We start from the raw sequence: 21256 nt of genomic DNA on the forward strand, positions 1-21256 counted from the left end.
CGGAAGACCTCGTTCGCGCCGGAAGGGACACGGCATGAGTGGCGATTGGCTGGCCGACGGTCGCGCCGAACTGGCCGGTGAGCGCATTCTCGACGCGGTGCGCGCGCTGTTCATCGACAAGGGCGTCAGCGGGGTCGGCATGGCCGAAGTCGCCGACGCCGCGGGCTGTTCCCGGGCGACGCTGTATCGCTATTTCGAGAATCGGCAGGCGCTCTACGTGGCGTTCGCGGGCCGGGAGGCGCGGCAGCTGGTCGAGCGGGTCTGGCGGGACCGGGCGGAGTCGGCGAGCGCGGAGCCGGGGGAGCAACTGCTCGACACGTTGACCGCACTGTTGGCCGAGGTGCGCAAGACGCCGCATCTGGCGGTCTGGTTCGAACCGTCCAACGCGGGAATCGTGGCCCAGCTGGCCAATTCGCCGGGTGTGGTCGACGCGCTCGCCACGGATTTCGTCGCCGGATTCCGTCCTGGGTTGCCCCCGCTCGCGGCCGAGCGCGTCGGCCGGTGGGTGGTGCGCGCGATGGTGTCGTTGCTGACGCTGCCCGGCGCGGGAGAAGACGAGGAACGGGCGATGTTGCGCACCTTCGTGCTGCCGTTCCTGCTCGACGACCGGACCGTGATCGACTGACGCCGGTCGTCGACCGGAGCCCTACGGGACTCCGGTCGAAGCGCGGGACACGGGTTCAGACGGTCGCTGCCGAGTAGTCGGGCAGGTCGTAGGTCTCGGTCTTGCTCAGCATCCGCATCATGACCGGTCGCATCGCCTTCGACAGCATCAGTTTGCTGAGGGTGTGGCCCGCGCGGATACCGAAGCGCGACTTGGGCGTCATCGCGTTCAAGCCGCCCGGCTGCAACTGCTGGGCCGTCTTCACGAAGGGGCGCAGGACCTCCTCGTAGCGGGCCAGGCCCTGTCCGGGGTTGTCGGCGTGCGCGGCGAGTTCACCGGCGAGCACGTACGCGCCCACCAGTGCCATCGCGGTGCCCTGCCCGGTGAGCGGGGAACCGCAGTACCCGGCGTCGCCGAGCAGGACCACCCGGCCCTGAACCCAGCTCGGCATGTCGATGCGGGCCAGCTCGTCGAAGTAGAAGTCCGGCGCATCGGTCATCGCCGCCGCGATGCGAGCGGACTCCCAGCCGCCGCCGGCCAGGCGCTCGCGGATGAACTGCTGCTGTGCCGGGACGTCCCGGCGCAGCGCGGGATCCGCCGCCGCGCGGATCACGACGAGCGCTTTGCAGGTGGCCGGGTCGGCGTCGGGGCGCATGCCCAAGCCGGTGGCTCCGACCATCGAATGCATCGTGAACCAGTGCGGTTCCAGGTCTTCCGGTCGCGGCAGCGTGAAGAACGACATGTATCCGCCCAGGTACGTCGCGAACTGCTCCTCGGGGCCGAACACCATTCCGCGGGTAGCGGAGTGCAGCCCATCCGCGCCGATCACGATGTCGAATCGCCCGGCCGCGCCGGAAGCGAAGGTCACGTCGACGCCCGCGTCGTCCTGCCGGATGTCGGTGATCCACTCGCCGTAGCGGTAGTCGACGCCGCCTTCGGCGTCGAGCAGGTCGAGCAGCACCTGGTTGAGGTCCCCGCGGGTGATCTCGATTTCGGCGACGGCGCCCTTGCCGTCGAAGAGTTCGGCGGGCATGCGGAGGATTTCGCGGCCCGCGTCGTCGACGTACTTCATGCCGCGCTCGTCGAGCTGATAATCGCGGATGCCGGGCATCATGCCCATCCGCTCGGCCACCTCGCGGCTGGGTCCGCGCAGGTCGACGGCCTGCCCGCCCGGTCGCGGCGCCGCGGCGCGCTCCACCACGGTGGCCCGGATGCCGGACCGGAGCAGTTGCAGCGCGACGGCATTGCCGCCGATGCCGCCGCCGGCGACGAGCACGCGGAGCTGGCTGCTTACGGACTTGGCGCTCATGACTTTCCTCGACTCCCATGGGGTTTGTCCAAATGTCTTAGACATATGTCTAACACAGCACTTGCACGAATGTCTAGTACAAATGTCTAAACGGCCCCGAATGAGAAAGGCCCATGGCGGCGAGGAGTTCTCGCGGCCATGGGCCACTGGTGGATCGCAGGAGCTAGGCGCGGTGTCGGAGGTATTCGCGCCAGCTCGCGTGGTGGGTGATGTCGGTTGCGGCGCTCGCGGCGTCGTAGGTACAGGCGAACCCGACGACGTCGCGGCCATCGGCGAGTTCGATGCTGGTCAGCGCCATGGGAGCCGGCAAATCGGCGAGGAAGCCACCCAGCCCCGCCGGGGAGACGCGGAACAATTCCCCTTCGATCGGAGCGCCGCGGCCCGTTCCGTGTCGCACCAAGCCCGGCTTGGGCGGCGTGGTGTCCAGTGCGGTCAGGCGGTAGGCGTCGGTGGTCCGGATGTCGCCGAGGAAGCGGGCGCCCAGTTGCTCGAGCTGCCAGTGCAGCGGCTGCCCGCGCAGGTGCGCGCCGAAGACGGCCAGGTCGACACCGCGATCGACGAACAGTGGCGCGCTGTCGAGACCGACCAGACGGGCGGCGAGATCGACGGCCACCTGATCGGCGAAGGCGGGAGTGACCAGCATGACGCCGAACGGCGCGCCCTCGGCGGTAGGGGCGCCGGGGACGGCGACGGCGGCCATGTCCAGCAGGTTGCAGAAGTTGGTGTACGTGCCCATTCGCCGATTGATGCCGATCGGATCGGCCCGCACCGCCGCGATGCTCGGGTGCTCGGTGGTCGTCGGCAACAGCAGTGCGTCGAAGCCGTGCAGGAGTTCGGCGGCCGCCGCCTTGGCGCGGGCGAGGGTGTCGAGGTCGGCGGCGAACGCGGAACCGGTCTTGTGCCGCGCCGCGCCGATGATGGCGGCGACCGTGGGATCGGCGCCCGCGGGGGCGGTGTCCAGGAACGCGCCCACCGCGGCATAGCGTTCGGCGACGAGCGCGCCGTCGTAGAGCAACAGCGCGGCGTCGAGCAGGGCGGAGATGTCGATCTCCTCGGTCTTCGCACCGGTTTCGCCGACAGCGGCGACGGTGCGCGCGAACGCTTCCCGATATGGCTCGCTGAGCGCGGCCAGGTCCTCGGGGCGCGGCACGGCGATGCGCGGCGCGAGCGGGGCGGCCAACCGGACGTCGGCGGGCCAGCTTCGGCTGCGCGAGTCACGCGGCTCCGGGCCCGCCATCACCGCCGCCGCGGCCACCGCCGAGGCGAGATCGGCGGCGAAGACCGTCACGGCGTCGTAGTCCGCGCAGGCAGGCACGGTCCCGTGCGCCGGGATCACGCCCAGCGTGGCTTTGATGCCGACGATCCCGTGCAGTGCGGCGGGCACGCGGCCGGATCCGGCGGTGTCGGTGCCGATTCCGATATCCGCGATGCCGAGCGCGACCGCCACCGCGGAACCGGAACTCGACCCGCCCGACACCAACTCCGGATCGAAAGCGTTGCGCACCGCGCCGTACGGGCTGCGCGTCCCGACCAGCCCGGTGGCGAACTGGTCCAGATTCGTCTTGCCCAGCACCAGCGCCCCGGCCGCGAGCAACCGCTCGATCGCCGCCGCGGTCACCTCCGGCTGGTAGGCGAACTCGGGGCAGGCCGCGGTGGTCGGCAGCCCCGCCACATCGATGTTGTCCTTCACCGCCACCAGGACTCCCGCCAGCGGCAAGATCTCTCCGGCGGCGAGCCGTCGCGCGAGGGCGGCCGCTTCGGCGGCGACCTCGCGCTCCGGTCGCAGGGTGATCCACACCTCCGGCCGATCGACCTCGACGATCCGCCGATAGGCGGCCGCGACGCGTTCGACGGGGTCGGCTGCCGTGTTGCCTGGAACGGGCATTCAGTCGACTCCGATCACTACTAGGGGCGTGCCCGGCTCCACCTTGGCGCCGGGCGCGGTCAATACCTTCAGCACGGTGCCCGCGCTCGGGCTGTGCACAGGTAGTTCGAGCTTCATCGCCTCCAGGACGGCAACCGGCGCATCGGCCGTGACGCGCTGCCCCGGCTGGACTTCCACGCGCCACACATTGCCGATCATCGGCGCGGACACCACCGTCGCGTCGGCGGGCAGCCCGGCCAACGGGTCTTCGATCGGCGCGGCGACGGGCGCGACGGTGCCGCGTTCGAACTCACCCGCCGCCCGCCAGGCTTCCTTCTCCGCCTCGAACGCGGCGGCCTGCCTGGTCTCGAACTCGGCGATCGAATCGGCCTCCGTGCGCAGCAGCCGCAGATGGTCGGCGAGCGCGAAACTGCCCTCACTGACCTCGGCGTCGAATCTGCCCCCCTCGGCCGCGGCACGGTGTTCGAGCAACTGCTCCGCGCCGACGGGTTCCCAGACGATGCGATCGAAGAACCGGAACAGCCAGGGCGTGCCCGGTTCGAACGGCGCGGACTGCCGGTAGCTGGACCAGATCGGCACGGTGCGGCCGATCAGCTGGTAACCGCCCGGTGATGCCATGCCGTAGACGCACAGGTACTTGCCGCCGATGCCGACCGCGTCGGAGGGAGTCCAGGTGCGCGCCGGGTTGTACTTGGTGGTGACCAGGCGGTGCCGCGGATCGAGCGGAACCGCCAGCGGCGCACCGAGATACACGTCTCCGAGGCCGAGCACCAGATACTCGGCGTCGAAGACGGTGGCGCGCACATCGTCCACGCTGTCGAGCCCGTTGATGCGGCGGATGAACTCGATGTTCGACGGCAGCCAGGGCGCGGCGTCGCGCACGCCGCTGCGGTAGCGGTCGATCGCTTCGGCGATGGAGGGATCGTCGAACGACAGCGGCAGCCGGATGGTGCGGCTCGGCACCACCAGGTCGGTCGTGGCGGGCAGGTCGAGTTCGAGTTCGGCCAACGTCCCGAGCAACCGATGCTGCGGCAGCACCTCCGGGTCGAAGTGGACGTGCAGCGACCGGACGCCCGGAGTCACGTCGAGAATGCCGGGCAGCCGCACGGCCGCGAGAGCTTCGGCCAGTGCGTGCACCCGCATGCGCAGCCCCAGATCGAGGACCATCTCCCCGTATTCGACCAACACGTTGTCGTCCCCGCCGCGCAGATAGCGCACGCGCGGGCGGTCCTGCGACGCCTCGACACTGCCGAGTACGCCGCGATCACGCAGGGCGGCGCGGGTATCGGTGACCAGATCCGGCACGCGGCTGCCGTTGGACGCGCGCAACGCGGCCGCCTTGTCGTCGTCGACCGGCACGAACCGCACCGAGTCGCCGGGACGCAACTGGCCCATCCGCCAGCGATGCGCGGACACCACGGTGAGCGGACAGGCGAAGCCGCCGAGGCTCGGGCCGTCGGGACCGAGCAGGATGGGCGTGTCGCCGGAGACGTTCAACGCGCCCACGCTGTAGGGGTTGTCGTGCAGATTGGACGGGTGCAGCCCGGCCTCACCGCCGTCGGTGCGCGACCAGGCCGGTTTCGGGCCCTCCAGCCGGATGCCGGTGCGGTTGGCGTGGCTGCCGACCCGCCATGGGTGCGTGCAGAACTGGGTCATGTCGGCGTCGGTGAAGTACGCGGGCGATGTCTGCGGACCGACACCGACCGCGAGTTGCCACTCGTGGGTGAACTCGGGCCGGTCACCCGGCGGTACCGCGGCCGGCGCGCCGAGCGTGTCGGCGGGCGCCGGGGCGATTCCGAGCACGTCGCCGGTGGCCACCGCCTTACCGGTCACACCTCCGAATCCGCCGAGGGTGAAGGTGGACGCGCTGCCGTGATAGAGCGGCGCGTCGATGCCGCCGCGTACCGCCAGATAGGTGCGCAGGCCGGTGTCGGCCGGTGCGCCGATGTCCAGCACCGCGCCCGCGGCCACGGTGACCGGCTCCCACATGGCCACCGGGCGGCCGTCCACCGTCACCGGAGCCTGCGCACCGGTCACGCACACGACCGTGGTGTCGGAGAAGCGCAATTGCGGTCCCTGCAAGGTGCATTCGAGCGCGGGGACGCCGACCGGGTTGCCGACCGCTGTGTTGGCGAGGGTGAAGGAGAGGTCGTCCATCGGACCGGACGGCGGAATGCCGACCTCCCACAAGCCGATCCGGCCCGGATGGTCCTGCACCGTGGTCATCGTTCCGCCGCGCAGCACGTCGATGCGGCGGCCGACCGGGCGGATCTCGGCCAGCGTGGTCGTGGTGTGCTCGGTGCGCAGGACCCGGCCGTCGGCCGCGGCCTGGCGCAGTTGCGGCAGATTCGTCTGCACACCGTAGACGCGGGTCGCGCCGAGCGCGGTGCGCAGCGCGGCGAAGGCGTCGGCTCGGCTCTCGCCCGCGCTGATCACCTTGGCCAGCAGCGGGTCGTAATACGAACTGACCTCCGAACCGGTGCCGACCCACGTGTCGACCCGGACGTCGTCCGGGAAGTGCGCGGCCGTGACCAGGCCCGCGCTCGGACGGTAATCGTGGCCGGGATCTTCCGCGTAGACCCGCGCCTCCACCGCATGGCCGGTGATCGCCGGTCCGCTCTCGGGCTGCTCGTCCACCATCGCGGTGTCGCCGCCGGCCAGGCGCAGCATCCACTCGACCAAGTCGACGCCGGTGACCGCCTCGGTGACCGGGTGTTCGACCTGAAGGCGAGTGTTCATCTCCAGGAACGACGCGGCGCCGCTGTCGGTGTCGTAGACGAACTCCACCGTCCCGGCCGAGCGGTACCCGACCGAGCGGGCCAGTTCCCGCGACGCGGCGAGCAGGTGCTCGGACAATTCCGCGGTGAGTCCCGGCGCGGGCGCCTCCTCGATCACCTTCTGGTTGCGGCGTTGTAGCGAGCAGTCCCTGGTGCCGAGGCTGACAACGCGGCCGCTGCCGTCGCCGAACAGCTGCACCTCGACGTGCCTGGCGCGCGCGACGAAACGCTCCAGGAAGACGCCCGCCGAACCGAAGTTCGCCGCGGCGATGCGCTGCACCCGCTCGTAGGCCGCGCGCACCTTGTCCGGGCCGAAGCAAGCCTGCATACCGATGCCGCCACCGCCGCCGACCGCCTTCAGCATCACGGGGAAACCGATCCGCTCCGCTTCCGCCACCGCGTGTTCGGCCGATTCGAGCAGGTCGCTGCCCGGGATGAGCGGCACGCCCACCGCGCGTGCGGCGGTGCGTGCGGTGTGCTTGTCACCGAAGACGCGCAGTTGCTGTGGGGTCGGTCCGACGAACGCGATGCCCGCTTTCTCCACCTCGGCGGCGAAATCGGCATTTTCCGAGAGAAATCCGTAGCCGGGATGAATGGCCCCCGCTCCGGTCGCCAGTGCCGCCTCGACCACCGAATCGGCACGCAGGTAGGACTGCGCGGCCGGTCCCGGACCCAGGTGCACGGCGACATCGGCCATTTCGACGTGCGCGGCGCCGACATCGGCATCGGAGTACACGGCCACCGTCTTCAGCCCGAGTTCCCGGGCTGTGCGCATGATGCGGCATGCGATCTCGCCGCGATTGGCGACGAGTACCGTATCGAATTCCAGACTCACTACCGCTCCCTGCTATTCCGTAGCCAGCGACATCGCCGCGATCGCGCGGGTGACCCGCTCGAGCACGACGTCCAGCGATTCACCGATGTGCGTGTGCAGCAGCCGATACGCGAGCGAAAGGTCCTCCGCCAGAACGGCGGCCAGGATTCCGAGGTGCTCGGCGATGGTGGTCTCGATCCGGTTGTTGACCATGAAGTCGTACATGCGTACGTGCCGGATGCGGGAATTCACCGCTTTGAGCGCGCGCACCATCTCGGTGTTGCCCGCGGCGGTCAGCAGCGTGACGTGGAATTCCTCGTCACGCACCACGAAGCCGGGCTCCTGGGCCGGAGGGTCGGCGCGCAGTTCCAGCCAGGCGGCGCGCTCGGCCTCCAGCAGCGCCCGATCGTGCGTGACCGCGGGATTGGTCATCGCGCGCTGGAGACCGCCCAGCTCCAGCGTGATTCGCAGCTCGTACAGGTCGCGGATCAGCGGGATGCTCGGCCGGACCGGACTGAATCCGTATTCTTCGCGTTGGAGTAGTCCGTCCGAGCACAGGACGGTCAGCGCTTCGCGGATCGGCGTGCGCGAGATGCCGAAGCGGGTGGAGAGTTTCGGCTCGGTGAGACGTTCGCCGAACTTGATGTCCCCGTTCATGAGTTCGCTGCGTAGCTTCTCGTACACCACGTCGCGCAGGGGTTTGCCCGCCGCGTCGGCCAGTGTCGCTATCCGTGTCGACATGGCTGTATACGCTATTGACCTCGCGTTTCGATGGAGTGACCGTAAGTTATCGCCGCGTTAGCGTCTGCTCACCGCGCCGGTCGGAGCAATGTTCGGCCGCCGTCCAGGGTACTCGGAGCGAAACGAAATCCCGGGCAGCCCCGACAGTCTCATCGAGTCGGTTGTCCAACAGCGAAGCATCAAGGAGAAGGTATGAAGCGCAGCACGAGGATCGCCGGAGCCCTCGCCGCCGCGGCGATGGCGACCCTTGTGGCGGCCGGCAACGCCCAAGCCGATCCGGGCACGGTCTACTTCTCGGCGGGCAGCACGAACTGCGCGATCTTCGCGGACGGCTCCGTCGGATGTGATTTCGGCTATCCCCAGCACATGAGCTACTACGTCGGCGGCACCTACATCCCGGTACCGGTGACGGTGAACGAGATCGTGATCGACCAGGCCTGGCTGCCCGCGCATCCCACCTTCGACCCGGCCACGCCGTACACGCTGCCGGGTGGCAACCCCAGCATCAACGACGTGAAAACCGGCTCGGGCCAGTGGGGTCCGATCATCGAGCACGCCGGAGCGTCGTGCCAGGTCGGCTTCCACGGCAGCTTCACCTGCCAGGCACTGGGCCGGGGATTCAGTTCCTACGGCGGTACGGTCACCGCCTGAGCGTCCGGCCGGCGCGCTCGCTGACCGCAGGCGCGTCGGCCGCAACCGCGCCTGCTACCGGCCGCCCGTGCCGTCGAGCCGGATGATCTGTGCGTTCACCGTGCTCGCCGCGTTACCGGCCAGATAGGCGACCACCGCGCCCGGCTCGGTCGGCCGCATCGCGGCGAGGGCGGTCTCGAGTTCCGCGTTGTCGGTCGTCCCGGCGCCGTAGCTGACCGTATTGACGGTGATCCGCCGGGACCCGAAGTCCGGGGCCACCGCCTGGCCGAGCTGCTCGACCGCGCCGCGCACCGCTTCGTGCACCGCGCCGCCCGGGTCGGCGGGATCGCAGACGGTGATGACCCGGCCTTCGTCGGCCAAGTGCTGCAACGCCAGTTGCAGGCCGTGGAAGACGCCCTTCACCGTGGCCGCGAAATTGCTGTCGAACACCTCCGAGCTGAGCTTCGGGAACGGCTCGGACTCCGGCACCGCCGCGGTGTTGACCAGCACGTGCCACCCGCCGCAATCCTCGAGCAGCGCCTGCACCAGTTCCTCGTATTCGTCGCGATCGGCGATATCCGCCGCGAGTGCCAGCGCCGCGCCGCCCGCCTCGGTGATCTCCTTGACGACGTCCGCGGCGGGCTCGGGGAAGTGCGGATGCTGCACCACGACCTGAGCGCCTTGCGCGGCAAGAGTTTTCGCGATCGACCTGCCGATTCCGGTGTAGGCCGCCGTGACCAGGGCGGTCTTCCCGGACAGCGGTCTGTCCGCGGGCACGCTGTCGACGGGCTTGCTCATCTGCCGACCTTTCGTCGATTGCGGGAATTCGGTTTCAGCGATGATATTCCCGCATGCGAGCGGACCAACCTACAAAGGGCCGCACAACGGAGAAGGCCCCCGACCGTGAACCGGTCAGGGGCCTTCCCGTCGTCTCAACCACGAGTCGGGGTGACAGGATTTGAACCTGCGACCTCTTCGTCCCGAACGAAGCGCGCTACCAAGCTGCGCCACACCCCGTGAAGCGAACCTGGAGTAGCTTACAACAGGGGTGCCCGAGACGTTAAACCGGCAGGTCAGTCACCCTGCGAGGGGGCGGATGCTGGTGAAGATCTTCTTGGCGGTCTCGGCGTCGAGCGCGTGCGGGACGCCCGTGTCGGCGGCGATCACCATGACGAAGTTGCCCTGATCGTTGGGGAACGCGGCGGTGTAGACGGAGTACGCCTTCGCGCAGCCGGGCTTGGCGTCGGAGACGGTGCCCTTGGTCTCCACGAACATGCCGTGCTGTGATCCGTCCAGCGACGCCAGCGGCATGGGCAGGCCGGGTGTGCCGCCCTGGGTCCCGGTGTAGGCGAGCGTGGCGGTCCTGGTGCCGAGTTCGGTGGCCGCCTTCCCGGGGTCTGAGGTGTTCGAGCCGGTCAGGAAAGCTACGGTCCGGGTCGAGCCCGGGCAGTAGCCCTTGCCCTCGCTGGCCAAGCCCTTCCCCGCGACGGCGTTCGGTGGCTCGCCGAAGCCGCCGATGGTGCCCTGCGGCGCCACCGTCCAGTCGGCGGGCACGTCGTAGGCGGCGCCGCTGTCGGGTGCTCGGACCACCTGATAGCCGGGGACGAGCGGAGTCTTGTCGCCGGAACCTCGCGCGGTCGTCGTCGGGGCCGATCTGGTCGTGGTCCTGGCGGGCGCGCTCGCTGTGGTGGTGTTGAGCGCGTTCACCATCGATGGCGCGGTGCCCTCGGCGGGATCGTTCGTCTTCATGCGGGTGAGGGCCACTGCCCCGGCAACGAGACCGGCTACCAGCAGCACCGCCAGGCCAACCGACAGAAGGACCTTCCCTCGGCCGCTCCCGCTCGGACGGTTCGGTGGCGGCCCTCCGGCCTGTGGACCATAGCCCGGGTGATATCGGCCATCCGGTGCCGTGCCGTATTGCCCGGGCCCGCCGCCCGGTTGCCACTGTGGGGCCGGTGCCGGTTGGCCGAATCGATCGGCGCTCGGATAGCCGAGCAAGGTCGGTGCCGAATCGCCGGAGCCCGGCGCGGGACCCGGCCCCCCGCGGCCGAAGGGGTCGAGCGCGCCGAGCGGTTGGCCGAGCATGGTCGGATCGTTGCGCCCGCCTGTACCGGGGCCGGGACCGCCCTGTGGCGGCCACTGCCCGGAGGGCGTCTGCCCGAGGGACGGGGCCTGCATGGTGGGATCGTTGTGGCCCGACGGTCCGGGTTGCGCGGGACCACCCGACGACGGAGCGAGCAAGGTCGGGTCGTCCTGCGTGCCCTGCGGCCGAGCCGGTGCGGGATCGCTCTGCCCGCCCGGCTGCCACTGGAGTGTGGGTGCGGGCTCTTGGTACGGCTGCCACTGCGCGGCCGGGTCGGGCTGCCACCACTGAGGCGTCGCGCCGTTCTCGGCTGGGCCCGAATGCGGCTGCCCCGGGATCAGGCCGGACGACCGAGCGCCGCGCTGCCAAGGCGTGCCGGCGGGGCGTCCAGAGTCGTCGGTTCCGCCGGGATGTGCTCCGCTGTGCGGCGGTCGAGCGTCGCTACCGTCCGCCGAGGCGGGAACGGAACGTAATGGGGGGTAGGGCTGTTGCCGAGGAGTCGGCGGCCCGGCGGGCCGTCCCGGAGTCGTCGGGTCGCGCCGGTCGTCGAATCCACTCACAGTTGTCCCCTACCTGCCACACGTCTCGGCAGGGGACATTAGCGGGCGACGGCCTCCGATGCCGACACTCCCTGGCCCGTGTCGGCGCCCGGCCGCTTCGGCGGCGCGGCCACCAGCGTCAACAGGGTCGCCTCCGGGCGGCAGCAGAACCGGTACGGCGCCCACGGTGAGGTGCCGACACCCGCGGAGACGTGCAACTGGGTGTGCTCCCCCCACTTCGACGGACCCTTCACCCGGGACCGGTCGATCCCGCAGTTGGTGACCAGGGCGCCGTAGCCGGGCAGGCACAACTGGCCGCCATGGGTGTGCCCGGCGAGCACCAGGTCGTACCCGTCCTCGGCGAAACGGTCCAGCACTCGGGGCTCAGGGGAGTGGGTGAGGCCGAGCCGCAGGTCGGCCAAGGGATTCGGGGCCCCCGCGACAGTGTCGTACCGGTCGCGCTGCAAGTGCGGGTCGTCCACACCGGCGGTGGCGATGCGGATGCCTGCCACTTCGAGATCGCGGCGCACGTGCGTCAGATCGAGCCAACCGCGCTCGGTGAAAGCCGCACGCAGGTCTTTCCACGGCAACGGAGCGCCGTAGGTGCGGCGGTGGTCCTTCTTGAAGTACTTCAGCGGGTTCTTCGCCACCGGCGCGAAGTAGTCGTTGCTGCCGAAAACGAAAAGGCCCGGGCGGGAAAGCAATCCGCCGAGGGCCTGAACTACCGCGGGCACCGACTTCTGATGCGAGAGGTTGTCGCCGGTGTTGATCACCAGGTCGGGCTCCAGCCGATCCAGCTCCCGTAGCCACTGCTGCTTGAGCTTCTGTCCCGGCATCATGTGCAGGTCACTGAGGTGGAGCACCCGCAGCGACGACGACCCCGGCGCCAGCACGGGCATGGTCGCCTCCCGTAGGACGAAGGCGTTGCGTTCGACCAGCGAGGCGTAGCCGATTCCGGCCACCGCGGCCCCGGCGGCTCCCAGCGCGGTCGTGCGTACAGCAGAGGTCGAGATCACGGGCATTTGCCCAGCATAGGTGACCTCGCTCAGGAGCGCCGAGTGTGTTTCCGCACAGGCGCCCGTTTTTCCGGCGGGAAATCGGGCCGCGCGGCAAATGTAGTGGGACCGCCGCGTCCCAGCGGCTACCGTGAGCGGCATGTCGGAACTCAAATCGCAGCTGCGGACGGATCTCACCGCCGCGATGAAAGCCAAGGACACGCTGCGCCTTTCCACGTTGCGGATGCTGCTGTCGGCGATTCAGAACGCCGAGGTCGCCGGCTCGGCGGCCCGTGAACTCACCGACGCCGAGGTCGTCTCCGTGCTGCAGAAGGAGTCGAAGAAGCGCAACGAATCCGCCGAGGTCTACACGCAGGCCGGGCGCGGCGAACTGGCGGCGAACGAGCGCGCCGAGGCGCAGATCATCGAGGAGTACCTGCCGACCCAGTTGACCGAGGCCGAGGTCGCCGATCTCGCCGACACCGCGATCGCGCAGGTCGCCGAGGAGATCGGGGAGCGTCCCGGCATGCGGCAGATGGGGCAGGTCATGAAGATCGCCACCGGGCTCGCCGCGGGCAAGGCCGACGGCTCGCGCATCTCGGCCGCGGTGAAAGCGCGGCTGTAGGACGGCGACGCGAAAGGGGCCGCGAACCGTGAGGTTCGCGGCCCCTTTCGCTTGCTCAGCGCGGGATCGGGATCGGGATGGGGATCGGTGGCAGCCGCGGCACGGGCAGCCCGGGGATGCCCGGCGGCGGTGCGGGCGGCCCCGGCGGCGGCGCCGCCCGGACGGTGCCGTCGCTGATGTACAGCGTGATCACCGAGCCGGGGATCGCCGACCCGTTGGGCGCGGTGCCCATGACGGTGCCCTTGGGCCGATCGCCCGCCCCGGTCACCGGCGACACCTGGAAGCCCGCGGCGACCAGCGCCGAGGTGGCCTCGCCCTGGGTCATGCCGACGACATCGGGTACCTGCGCGTTGTTCGCGCCACGCACGTACTTGTTGTCCAACGGGGGCAACCCGGGCGGCGGGAACAGCGGTATCACCGGCTTGATGGCGTTGAACCAGGTGCGCGCGGGTTCGTTACCGCCGAACAGGTTGCCGTCGCCGCAGTTGCGCAGCGGGAACGAGCAGATCTCACCCGGGGTCGGGCTGTCACCGTAGGCGTAGACCGCGGCGGCCAGAGCGTTCGTGAAGCCGAGGAAGGCCGAGGAACGGTGGCTTTCGGTGGTACCGGTCTTGCCCGACATCGGGAAGTTCCAGCCCACCGACTGGGCCGCGCCCGCCGCCGTGCCGGAGATGTCGTCCTTGCTCATGGCGTTGGCCAAGGTGTTGGCCAGGCCCGGCTCGACGACCTGCTCACAGGCCTGCTGGGTCAGCGGTACCTGCTTGCCCTGACGGTCGACGACCTCCTTGATCGGGTTCGGCGGGCACCAGCGGCCGCCGGACCCCAGCGTCGCGGCGACGTTGGACAGCTCCAGCGGATTGATCGCGACCGGTCCCAGGGTGAACGAGCCGAGGTTCTGTTCCTTGATCATGTCGGCCAGGCTCTGGTTGCCGTGGCCGGAGGTGCCCGCTTCGGTGAACGAGCGCATGCCGAGCCGGACCGCCATGTCGACGGTCGGGGTGACGCCCACGGCCTGGATCAGCTTGACGAACGCGGTGTTCGGCGACGTCGCCAGCGCTTCGGTCACCGACATGGGCGACTTGTACTTGCCCGCGTTCTCGACGCAGTAGGTGGCGGCCGGGCACCCGCGCGCGCCGCCGTTACCCATCCCCTTGGCCTCGAACCGCCCTGGCACGTCGAGCTGGGCGTCGATGCCGAGACCCTTCTCCATGGCCGCGGCGGTGGTGAAGATCTTGAAGATCGAGCCCGCGCCGTCGCCGACCATCGAGTACGGCTGCGGCTGCACGGTCTCGTTCGCGTCCCGGTTCAGGCCGTAGGTGCGGCTGCTGGCCATCGCGATCACGGGGTGCGTGTCGTGCCCGGGGCCGACCACCGACATGACTTCCGCGATGTTGTCCAGGTTCGGGTTCGCCGCGTCGGTCACCGCTCGTTTCACCGAGTCCTGCACGGCCGGATCGAGGGTGGTCTTGATCAGGTAGCCGCCCTTCTCGATCTGTTCGCGGCTGATCCCGGCGTTGGCCAGGTACTCCAGCGCGTAGTCGCAGAAGAAGCCGCGGTCGTTGGCCGCGATGCAGCCGCGCGGCAGGCCCTTGGGTTCGGGCAGCACGCCCAGCGGCTTGGTCTTCGCCTCGCGGAACTCCTCGGCGCGGCTGGGAATGTTCTGGATCATGGTGTCCAGCACCGTGTTGCGCCTGGCCAGCACGCCGTCCGGGTTGGTGTAGGGGTTCAGTTTGGACGAACTCTGCACCATGCCGGCGAGCATCGCGGCCTGGGAGACGTTCAGTTCGGCCGCGTCCACGCCGAAGTAGGTCTTCGCCGCGTCCTGGATGCCGTAGGACGAGTTCCCGAACGGGACGAGGTTGAGGTACCTGGTGAGGATCTCGTCCTTGGTCAGCTGACGGTCCAGCGTCAGCGCCATCCGGATCTCCCGGATCTTGCGGGCCGGAGTGGTCTCGATGGCGGCGCGGCGCTCGGCGTCGGTCTTGGCGACCACCAGCAGCTGGAAGTTCTTCACATACTGCTGGTCCAGCGTCGAGGCGCCCTGCTGGACCTCGCCACTGGCGGAGTTGGTGAGGAACGCGCGTAGCGTGCCCTGCCAGTCGACGCCCTCGTGCTCGGCGAAGCGGCGGTCCTCGATGGACACGATCGCCAGTTTCATGTCGTTGGAGATCCGGTCGCTGGGCACCTCGAAGCGGCGCTGCTCATACAGCCAGGCGATCGGATTGCCCGCCGCGTCGACCATGGTCGAGACCGCGGGCACCGTTCCCTCGACCAGCTCCGAGGAGACGTTGTCGACAGCGTCGGCGGCACGGTTGGAGACGAACCCGAAGCCGCCGGCGAGCGGGAACAACAACCCGGCGACGAGCACGGAGGCCAGCACGCAGCTACCGGCCAGCCGCGCGAGCGTATGTGTGATCGGCACGAATCAAGACTACGGGTTGCCATTCCGGCGTTCTTGGCGGCATTTGTCCGGAGCGCGGAACTGGTTGTTCACGAACCGGAATGGGCGTGTCGCGTGATCGTGCGCGGCGTGTCGCGGGAGGGCGCGAACGCAATCTGCCTGCCCGTCCAGTGCGCGCAGGGCTTTGCAGGGACGGACGTACCAAAAAATCTCGAGGTGGTCTTGCGCAAGCGCCATACCTTTACCTAGATTGAGAACCCAGTGTGATAGAGCTAACACTCAAAGTGGAATGTGGTGCACTTCGCAGCGGGGTTTGGGTGCTGCGCGGTGACAACGCGATTCTGGAGCGCCGTTGACCCGGTGTTCGGACTGCAAAGGGGCACACCAAATGCACATGACAACCCCCATCGCTCGATTGGACGTGGAGCAGGCCGAAGCAAGGATCGCCTGGGTAGCCCAGGCCCGATGCAAGGAAGTGGACCCCGATCAGTTGTTCGTCCGCGGCGCGGCGCAGCGCAAAGCGGCGACGATCTGCAGGCACTGTCCAGTGCTCATGCAGTGTGGTGCCGACGCGCTGGACAATCGCGTCGAGTTCGGTGTGTGGGGCGGCATGACGGAACGGCAGCGTCGCGCCCTGTTGAAGCAGCATCCGGAAGTGACCTCGTGGGCCGATTTCTTCCAGGCCCAGCGCCAGCATCAAGTGGCGATGTAGCCCCGGCGAAATCGAAACAGAGCCCGCGGAAGCGGGCTCAGTTTCGTTTCAGGACTGTTATTTCCGTTCGGAGCAATAGCGGATACGCCTAAGTATCAGGCGGTCGCGCGGGCCGTGCCGGTGAGCTGATCGCCGACGACGCGCAGCGCGTCGAGATCGGACACCTCGAACGGAAGCGCGGTGACCGACACGATCGGCACCCGCGGATGCGCGCCGGTGAAGCGGTGCAGCAAATGCTGTTCCCGTTTGTCGGTGGCGACCCGGCGGGCGTGCACCCGCAACACCGCCGCGGTGAGCGGATCGGAGTCCGCCACCTGGTCGGCGGCGGTGAGCGCGTGATCGGCCGACAGCGAGCTCAGCACGGGATGGGTGCGGTTGAGCACCAGACCCGCCAGCGGCATGCGCTCGGTGGAGAGGCGGTCGACGAAGAACGAGGCCTCTCGCAGCGCGTCCGGTTCCGGCGCCGCCACCACGAGGAAATGCGTGCCCGGCTTCGACAGCATCGCGAAGGTGCGCTCGGCCCGCTCCTGGAAGCCGCCGAACAACGACTCCAAGGATTGCAGGAAGTTCGACGCGTCCTTGAGCATCTGTCCTCCGACGACGGTCGACACGCCGCGCACCGCCAGGCTCATCGCGCCGGTCACGAGCCGGGTCACGCCACGGCCGGGAGCCATGATCACCCGGATCATCCGGCCGTTGAGGAAGTTGCCCAGTCGCTTGGGGGCGTCCAGGAAGTCGAGGGCGTTGCGCGACGGTGGGGTGTCGACCACGATCAGGTCCCACTCGCCGCGATGGGCCAGTTGACCCAGCTTCTCCATCGCCATGTATTCCTGTGTGCCGCCGAAGGAGGAGGCGACCGTCTGATAGAAGGGGTTGGCGAAGATCTGCTCCGCTTTCTCTCCGCTGGTGTGCTCGAGCACCATGTCGTCGAACGTGCGACGCATGTTGAGCATCATCGCGTGCAGCTCGCCCTTGGCCTCCGGCCCCAGGGCCACCCGCTGCGGGTTGTTGCCGAGGTCGGCGACGCCCAGTGACTGCGCAAGCCTGCGCGCGGGGTCGATGGTGAGCACCACGACCTTGCGCCCCTCTTCGGCGGCGCGCAGGGCGATAGCGGCGGCGGTGGTCGTCTTGCCGACGCCGCCGGAACCGCAGCAGACCACCACGCGCGCGGACGGGTCGGCGATGATCCGCGAAATATTCAGCGGGGCAGCCGGGGGATGGGTCGGCATGCTCATCGGACTCCCTGTGCGGTGAGGTGTTCGGCTAGTTCGTACAGGCCGCCCAGGTCCATTCCGTCGGGCAGGGCGGGCAGGTAGAGCCGGGAGATGTCGACCTTCGCCAGTTCTTCGGCGCTGTCGTCCTGTGCTTGCAGAGTCGCGGAGTGCTCGATCGTTTCGGTGAGCAGCCCCTGGAAGTCGCTGTCGGGGAGGTTTATCCCCGCGGAGTCGAGGCCCGCGCGGACGGCGTCGGCGTCCAGGTGGCCCTGCGCGGCGCGGGCGCGCAGCTCGGGCGGGAGCTGGCCCTCGGTCGCCCGGTTCACGATGACGGTGCCGATGCGCAGGTCCGCGGCGGTGAGCTCGGCGACGGCGTCGGCGGTTTCCTGTACCGGCAGCGCCTCCAGCAGCGTGACCAGATGGATCATGGTCTGGTCGGAATGCAGCAACTGCGAGACGCCCTCGGCCTGCGAGGCGATCGGCCCGCCCTTGGCCACCTCGGCCATCGCCTTGGTGACGTCGAGGAAGCCTGCGATCCGGCCGGTGGGCGGTGCGTCGACCACGATCTCGTCGTAGACCCGCTTGCCGGACTTGTCCACGCGAACCGCGCACTCCTTGATCTTGCCGGTCAGGATGACGTCCCGCAGACCGGGCGCGATCGTGGTGACGAACTCGATGGCGCCCATCCTGCGCATCGCGCGGCCCGCGAAGCCGAGGTTGTAGAACATGTCCAGGTATTCGAGGAAGGCGTGCTCGATGTCCAGCGCCAGCGCGACCACCTCGCCGCCGCCGTCCGCGGTGGCGATGCGTGTCTCGGTCGGCGGCAGCGGCGGCAGATCGAACAGCTGCGCGATCGATTGTCTGCTCTCCACCTCCACCAACAGCACCCGGCGCCCGCCCGCGGCGAGCGCCAAGGCCAGCGCCCCGGCAACCGTCGACTTGCCCGTGCCTCCCTTGCCGGAGACGTAGTGCAAGCGGGCCTGTTCAGCGCGCTTCGGCCACCTTGCGCCCACTTCCGGCTCCTGCGAAAGCGGCACTGCTGTTGGTACTCCCACGATCGCGAGCCTATAACTGGTTCGCCGCCGCGGGGCACGGGCCGTACCAGACGGGCTGACCCAAAAGCGGTTCCCAGCCCTGCCCCCGCCACCGCAACCAGTTGCGGGCTCACTCCGCGAGCCGCCGATAACCACACGAAATCAGTAGCCGAACCGGCAGATCTCCCGTAACCGACACAGGCGCCGGTTGCGGGCGACCGTGCCGACCCCATCCGAGCCGGGTGAGACAGACCACTCATTCGCGTGCGCCTCGGACCGCCCGGCCGCCGCGCCCATGGCGAGGTCGAGTAATGCCCCCGCCAGTCCATAAAACCACTGCGAAACCCCGGGAGACCGCAACCCCGAATCCGGGGTGATCGCAACCGCGAACCGAGGTAGTGCGGCTCCACTCCCCACGCGCCCAGCGCACCGCAACCACGTCTTTCGAGCGAAGCGAGACCGAGCCTGTTCCGTTCGCGGCCCGGCTCGCGTTTGCGCGGCCGCCGCGTCCGCGACGAAGTCGCCAGCGGCGGTCGCGCAAACGCGAGCCACAAGGGGGCCGCGAACACGCCGCGACGAAGTCGCGGCAACCAGACAGAGCTACGCTCTCGCACATGAGTGATACGACCTTGTGGGAGTACGCGACCGTGCCGCTGCTGACGCATGCGACGAAGCAGATTCTCGATCAGTGGGGCGCCGACGGCTGGGAGCTGGTCACCGTGCTGCCCGGCCCTACCGGTGAGCAGCACGTCGCCTATCTCAAGCGGCCCAAGTAGCGAAGGAGGGTGACGCAGTGACCCAGTGGGAGAAGAACCTCGCCGAGCTCGGAATCACCCTGCCCCCGGTCGTGGCACCGGTCGCGGCCTATATTCCCGCGATCCGCACCGGGTCGCTCGTCTATACCTCCGGTCAGCTGCCGTTCGTGAACGGCGAGCTGTCGGCGGTCGGCAAGGTCGGCGCGGAGGTTTCGGTGGAGGCGGCCAAGGAAGCGGCTCGGCTGTGCGCGCTCAACGCGCTGGCCGCGGTGCACGACCTGGTCGGGCTGGACGCGGTGGTGCGGATCGTCAAGGTGGTCGGATTCGTGGCTTCGGCACCCGGATTCGGCGATCAGCCGGTGGTGATCAACGGTGCGTCGGAGTTCCTCGGTCAGGTCTTCGGTGACGCGGGCAAGCACGCGCGCTCGGCCGTCGGCGTCTCCGAACTTCCCCGGAATACTCCGGTCGAAGTCGAACTGATCGCCGAGGTGCGCTAGACCGGAACTGTCGGCTCCGTTTCTATCCGAGGTTTTGCGATGACGTTGACACACCCCGCCTACGGGCAGCTCCGACAGGTCACCGAGACGGCGGCGGTGCTGCTCGCCGACAATCCGGGACAGATGACCCTGGAGGGAACCAACACCTGGATCCTGCGGGCGGCGGGCCGGTCGGACTGTGTGGTGGTGGACCCGGGTCCGAAGGACGAGTCGCACAGCGCCGCGATCGCCGAGGCCACCGGTGGCCGGGTCGCTCTCACCTTGATCACCCACCACCACCACGACCACACCGGCGGGATCGATCATCTGGTCGAACTGACCGGGACATCCGTGCGCGCCAAGGATTCCGGCTTTCTGCGCGGCTCGGCTGCCGCCTTCGCCGACGGCGAGGTGATCGAGGCCGCGGGCCTGCGGATCACCGTGCTGGAAACGCCGGGCCACACCGACGACTCGGTCAGTTTCGTCCTCGATGACGCGGTGCTGACGGGCGACACCATCCTCGGCGCTGGCACCACCGTGCTCGGGTCAGGCAGTGGTGCGCTGGCCGACTATCTGTCCTCGCTGGACCGGCTGCTGGAAGCGGGCAAGGGCAAGGCGTTGCTGCCCGCGCACGGCCCGGATCATCCTGATCTCGAACCGGTTGCCCGCTACTACATCGCCCATCGGCACGAGCGCCTCGGCCAGGTGCGGGAAGCGTTGCGGGTGCTCGGTTCGGATGCGGACGCGATGGCGGTCGTACGGCGCGTGTACGCCGATGTGGACGAGCGGCTGTGGCCCGCGGCGCGCAGTTCGGTGCAGGCGCAGCTGGACTACCTGCGCGTGCACGGCTGACAGGAACAACGGAACGCCGGGTTCAGTGGAGCGCTGAACCCGGCGTTCGTCGTTCGGGGCGTGTTACCGAGCGCGGCGGGCCAGGCGCTCGGAGTCGGAGATGAGCACGCTCTTGCCCTCCAGCCGCAGCCAGCCGCGATGCGCGAAGTCGGCGAGCGCCTTGTTCACGGTCTCGCGGGAGGCGCCGACCAGCTGGGCGATCTCCTCCTGGGTCAGGTCGTGGGTGACCCGCAGCGCGCCGGCTTCCTGCGTGCCGAAGCGCTGTGCGAGCTGCAACAGCGCCTTGGCGACGCGGCCGGGCACGTCGGTGAAGATCAGGTCGGCCAGGTTGTTGTTGGTCCGGCGCAGGCGGCGGGCGAGGACGCGGAGCAGTTGCTCGGCGATCTCGGGCCGCTGGTCGATCCAGGTCTTGAGGGCGTCGCGGTCCATCGTCACCGCGCGCACCTCGGTCACCGTGGTGGCGGTGGAAGTGCGCGGACCTGGGTCGAAGATGGACAGCTCGCCGAACATGTCGGACGGGCCCATGATGGTCAGCAGATTCTCGCGCCCATCGGGCGAACGGCGTCCGATCTTCACCTTGCCGGACGTGATGATGTACAGCCGGTCACCCGGCTCACCCTCGTTGAAGATGACATGACCGCGCGGGAAATCAACCGGCTGAAGTTGCTTGGCGAGGGCGGCCACCGCAGTGGGCTCGACGCCCTGGAAGATGCCTGCTCTGGCGAGGGCCTCGTCCACGAATGTGCTCCTTAGGGAAATGGCTCTGTACCGGACCGAAGCGACTCGGCCAACAGCGCAGTCTACGCGGCC

Annotated in this window: 18 protein-coding genes and 1 tRNA gene; 7 read left to right on the forward strand and 12 right to left on the reverse strand. The window is 69.1% G+C overall.

Features of this window, described 5'->3' with window-relative positions:
- Positions 1-34 precede the first annotated feature (34 nt).
- Positions 35-625 carry a helix-turn-helix domain-containing protein gene (locus ACIHAX_RS29690; protein ID WP_356963451.1) on the forward strand — a complete coding sequence of 197 codons (591 nt, stop codon included), beginning with the start codon at positions 35-37 and terminating at the stop codon, positions 623-625.
- A gap of 55 nt (positions 626-680) precedes the next feature.
- Here the strand turns inward: ACIHAX_RS29690 and ACIHAX_RS29695 are convergent, their stop codons facing one another.
- From ACIHAX_RS29695 to ACIHAX_RS29710, 4 genes are all read right to left on the reverse strand, one after another.
- Positions 681-1913: an FAD-dependent monooxygenase gene (locus tag ACIHAX_RS29695; RefSeq protein WP_397280846.1), complete on the reverse strand. Its 1233-nt coding sequence runs from the start codon at positions 1911-1913 to the stop codon at positions 681-683.
- A gap of 163 nt (positions 1914-2076) precedes the next feature.
- Positions 2077-3798 (reverse strand): allophanate hydrolase, encoded by a 1722-nt coding sequence (atzF, locus tag ACIHAX_RS29700; RefSeq protein ID WP_397280848.1) that lies wholly within the window; start codon positions 3796-3798, stop codon positions 2077-2079.
- Positions 3799-7350 carry an urea carboxylase gene (gene uca, locus ACIHAX_RS29705; protein ID WP_397280869.1) on the reverse strand — a complete coding sequence of 1184 codons (3552 nt, stop codon included), beginning with the start codon at positions 7348-7350 and terminating at the stop codon, positions 3799-3801.
- Positions 7351-7422: 72 nt separating this feature from the next.
- Complete coding sequence (locus ACIHAX_RS29710; RefSeq protein WP_397280850.1) at positions 7423-8130, reverse strand: GntR family transcriptional regulator; 708 nt, start codon at positions 8128-8130, stop codon at positions 7423-7425.
- Between the two features lie 192 nt (positions 8131-8322).
- Between ACIHAX_RS29710 and ACIHAX_RS29715 the strand changes: the two genes are divergently transcribed.
- On the forward strand, positions 8323-8781 hold the full coding sequence (locus ACIHAX_RS29715) for a hypothetical protein (RefSeq protein ID WP_397280852.1): 459 nt from the start codon (positions 8323-8325) through the stop codon (positions 8779-8781).
- Between the two features lie 54 nt (positions 8782-8835).
- Here the strand turns inward: ACIHAX_RS29715 and ACIHAX_RS29720 are convergent, their stop codons facing one another.
- From ACIHAX_RS29720 to ACIHAX_RS29735, 4 genes are all read right to left on the reverse strand, one after another.
- Positions 8836-9558 carry an SDR family NAD(P)-dependent oxidoreductase gene (locus tag ACIHAX_RS29720; RefSeq protein ID WP_397280854.1) on the reverse strand — a complete coding sequence of 241 codons (723 nt, stop codon included), beginning with the start codon at positions 9556-9558 and terminating at the stop codon, positions 8836-8838.
- A gap of 145 nt (positions 9559-9703) precedes the next feature.
- A tRNA-Pro gene (locus tag ACIHAX_RS29725) sits at positions 9704-9777 on the reverse strand.
- 60 nt (positions 9778-9837) lie between these two features.
- The gene (locus ACIHAX_RS29730) at positions 9838-10509 is read right to left on the reverse strand and encodes a hypothetical protein (RefSeq protein ID WP_397280856.1); all 672 of its coding nucleotides are present in this window, start codon (positions 10507-10509) and stop codon (positions 9838-9840) included.
- A gap of 932 nt (positions 10510-11441) precedes the next feature.
- The gene (locus ACIHAX_RS29735; protein WP_355078682.1) at positions 11442-12404 is read right to left on the reverse strand and encodes a metallophosphoesterase; all 963 of its coding nucleotides are present in this window, start codon (positions 12402-12404) and stop codon (positions 11442-11444) included.
- Between the two features lie 133 nt (positions 12405-12537).
- On the opposite strand from ACIHAX_RS29735, the gene ACIHAX_RS29740 reads away from it, so the two are divergent.
- Positions 12538-13002 carry a GatB/YqeY domain-containing protein gene (locus ACIHAX_RS29740; protein WP_355078681.1) on the forward strand — a complete coding sequence of 155 codons (465 nt, stop codon included), beginning with the start codon at positions 12538-12540 and terminating at the stop codon, positions 13000-13002.
- Between the two features lie 55 nt (positions 13003-13057).
- On the opposite strand, the gene ACIHAX_RS29745 is transcribed toward ACIHAX_RS29740, so the two are convergent.
- Positions 13058-15424 (reverse strand): transglycosylase domain-containing protein, encoded by a 2367-nt coding sequence (locus ACIHAX_RS29745; protein WP_355078680.1) that lies wholly within the window; start codon positions 15422-15424, stop codon positions 13058-13060.
- Positions 15425-15791: 367 nt separating this feature from the next.
- On the opposite strand from ACIHAX_RS29745, the gene ACIHAX_RS29750 reads away from it, so the two are divergent.
- On the forward strand, positions 15792-16115 hold the full coding sequence (locus ACIHAX_RS29750; RefSeq protein ID WP_014981178.1) for a WhiB family transcriptional regulator: 324 nt from the start codon (positions 15792-15794) through the stop codon (positions 16113-16115).
- A gap of 95 nt (positions 16116-16210) precedes the next feature.
- Here the strand turns inward: ACIHAX_RS29750 and ACIHAX_RS29755 are convergent, their stop codons facing one another.
- Together ACIHAX_RS29755 and ACIHAX_RS29760 are read right to left on the reverse strand one after the other, a co-directional pair.
- A complete protein-coding gene (locus ACIHAX_RS29755) occupies positions 16211-17350 on the reverse strand; it encodes an ArsA family ATPase (RefSeq protein ID WP_355078679.1) in 1140 nt (379 codons plus the stop codon).
- Positions 17347-18342: an ArsA-related P-loop ATPase gene (locus tag ACIHAX_RS29760; RefSeq protein ID WP_397280859.1), complete on the reverse strand. Its 996-nt coding sequence runs from the start codon at positions 18340-18342 to the stop codon at positions 17347-17349. Before ACIHAX_RS29760 ends, ACIHAX_RS29755 begins: the two co-directional genes overlap by 4 nt.
- 635 nt (positions 18343-18977) lie before the next feature.
- On the opposite strand from ACIHAX_RS29760, the gene ACIHAX_RS29765 reads away from it, so the two are divergent.
- Genes ACIHAX_RS29765 through ACIHAX_RS29775 form a run of 3 tightly spaced genes read left to right on the forward strand, consistent with a single transcriptional unit; the run spans position 18978 to position 20446 of the window.
- Positions 18978-19139 carry a DUF4177 domain-containing protein gene (locus ACIHAX_RS29765; protein ID WP_085994820.1) on the forward strand — a complete coding sequence of 54 codons (162 nt, stop codon included), beginning with the start codon at positions 18978-18980 and terminating at the stop codon, positions 19137-19139.
- Positions 19140-19156: 17 nt separating this feature from the next.
- Positions 19157-19615 carry a RidA family protein gene (locus ACIHAX_RS29770; protein ID WP_355078678.1) on the forward strand — a complete coding sequence of 153 codons (459 nt, stop codon included), beginning with the start codon at positions 19157-19159 and terminating at the stop codon, positions 19613-19615.
- Between the two features lie 39 nt (positions 19616-19654).
- Positions 19655-20446, forward strand: coding sequence for an MBL fold metallo-hydrolase (locus ACIHAX_RS29775; protein ID WP_356963457.1), 792 nt, complete (start codon positions 19655-19657; stop codon positions 20444-20446).
- 63 nt (positions 20447-20509) lie between these two features.
- On the opposite strand, the gene ACIHAX_RS29780 is transcribed toward ACIHAX_RS29775, so the two are convergent.
- Entirely contained in the window at positions 20510-21184 is a 675-nt protein-coding gene (locus ACIHAX_RS29780) for a Crp/Fnr family transcriptional regulator (RefSeq protein WP_039794544.1), read from the reverse strand.
- Positions 21185-21256: the final 72 nt, after the last annotated feature.

The sequence above is a fragment of the Nocardia sp. NPDC051929 genome (assembly GCF_044548645.1).
Lineage (GTDB): Bacteria > Actinomycetota > Actinomycetes > Mycobacteriales > Mycobacteriaceae > Nocardia > Nocardia sichangensis.

Bases quoted from the DNA above. Each gene is read 5' to 3' on its own strand.
- ACIHAX_RS29690 (WP_356963451.1), top strand. From the start codon at position 35: ATGAGTGGCGATTGGCTGGCCGACGGTCGCGCCGAACTGGCCGGTGAG.
- ACIHAX_RS29695 (WP_397280846.1), bottom strand. From the start codon at position 1,913: ATGAGCGCCAAGTCCGTAAGCAGCCAGCTCCGCGTGCTCGTCGCCGGC.
- atzF (WP_397280848.1), bottom strand. From the start codon at position 3,798: ATGCCCGTTCCAGGCAACACGGCAGCCGACCCCGTCGAACGCGTCGCG.
- uca (WP_397280869.1), bottom strand. From the start codon at position 7,350: ATGCGCACAGCCCGGGAACTCGGGCTGAAGACGGTGGCCGTGTACTCC.
- ACIHAX_RS29710 (WP_397280850.1), bottom strand. From the start codon at position 8,130: ATGTCGACACGGATAGCGACACTGGCCGACGCGGCGGGCAAACCCCTG.
- ACIHAX_RS29715 (WP_397280852.1), top strand. From the start codon at position 8,323: ATGAAGCGCAGCACGAGGATCGCCGGAGCCCTCGCCGCCGCGGCGATG.
- ACIHAX_RS29720 (WP_397280854.1), bottom strand. From the start codon at position 9,558: ATGAGCAAGCCCGTCGACAGCGTGCCCGCGGACAGACCGCTGTCCGGG.
- ACIHAX_RS29730 (WP_397280856.1), bottom strand. From the start codon at position 10,509: ATGAAGACGAACGATCCCGCCGAGGGCACCGCGCCATCGATGGTGAAC.
- ACIHAX_RS29735 (WP_355078682.1), bottom strand. From the start codon at position 12,404: ATGCCCGTGATCTCGACCTCTGCTGTACGCACGACCGCGCTGGGAGCC.
- ACIHAX_RS29740 (WP_355078681.1), top strand. From the start codon at position 12,538: ATGTCGGAACTCAAATCGCAGCTGCGGACGGATCTCACCGCCGCGATG.
- ACIHAX_RS29750 (WP_014981178.1), top strand. From the start codon at position 15,792: ATGCACATGACAACCCCCATCGCTCGATTGGACGTGGAGCAGGCCGAA.
- ACIHAX_RS29755 (WP_355078679.1), bottom strand. From the start codon at position 17,350: ATGAGCATGCCGACCCATCCCCCGGCTGCCCCGCTGAATATTTCGCGG.
- ACIHAX_RS29765 (WP_085994820.1), top strand. From the start codon at position 18,978: ATGAGTGATACGACCTTGTGGGAGTACGCGACCGTGCCGCTGCTGACG.
- ACIHAX_RS29775 (WP_356963457.1), top strand. From the start codon at position 19,655: ATGACGTTGACACACCCCGCCTACGGGCAGCTCCGACAGGTCACCGAG.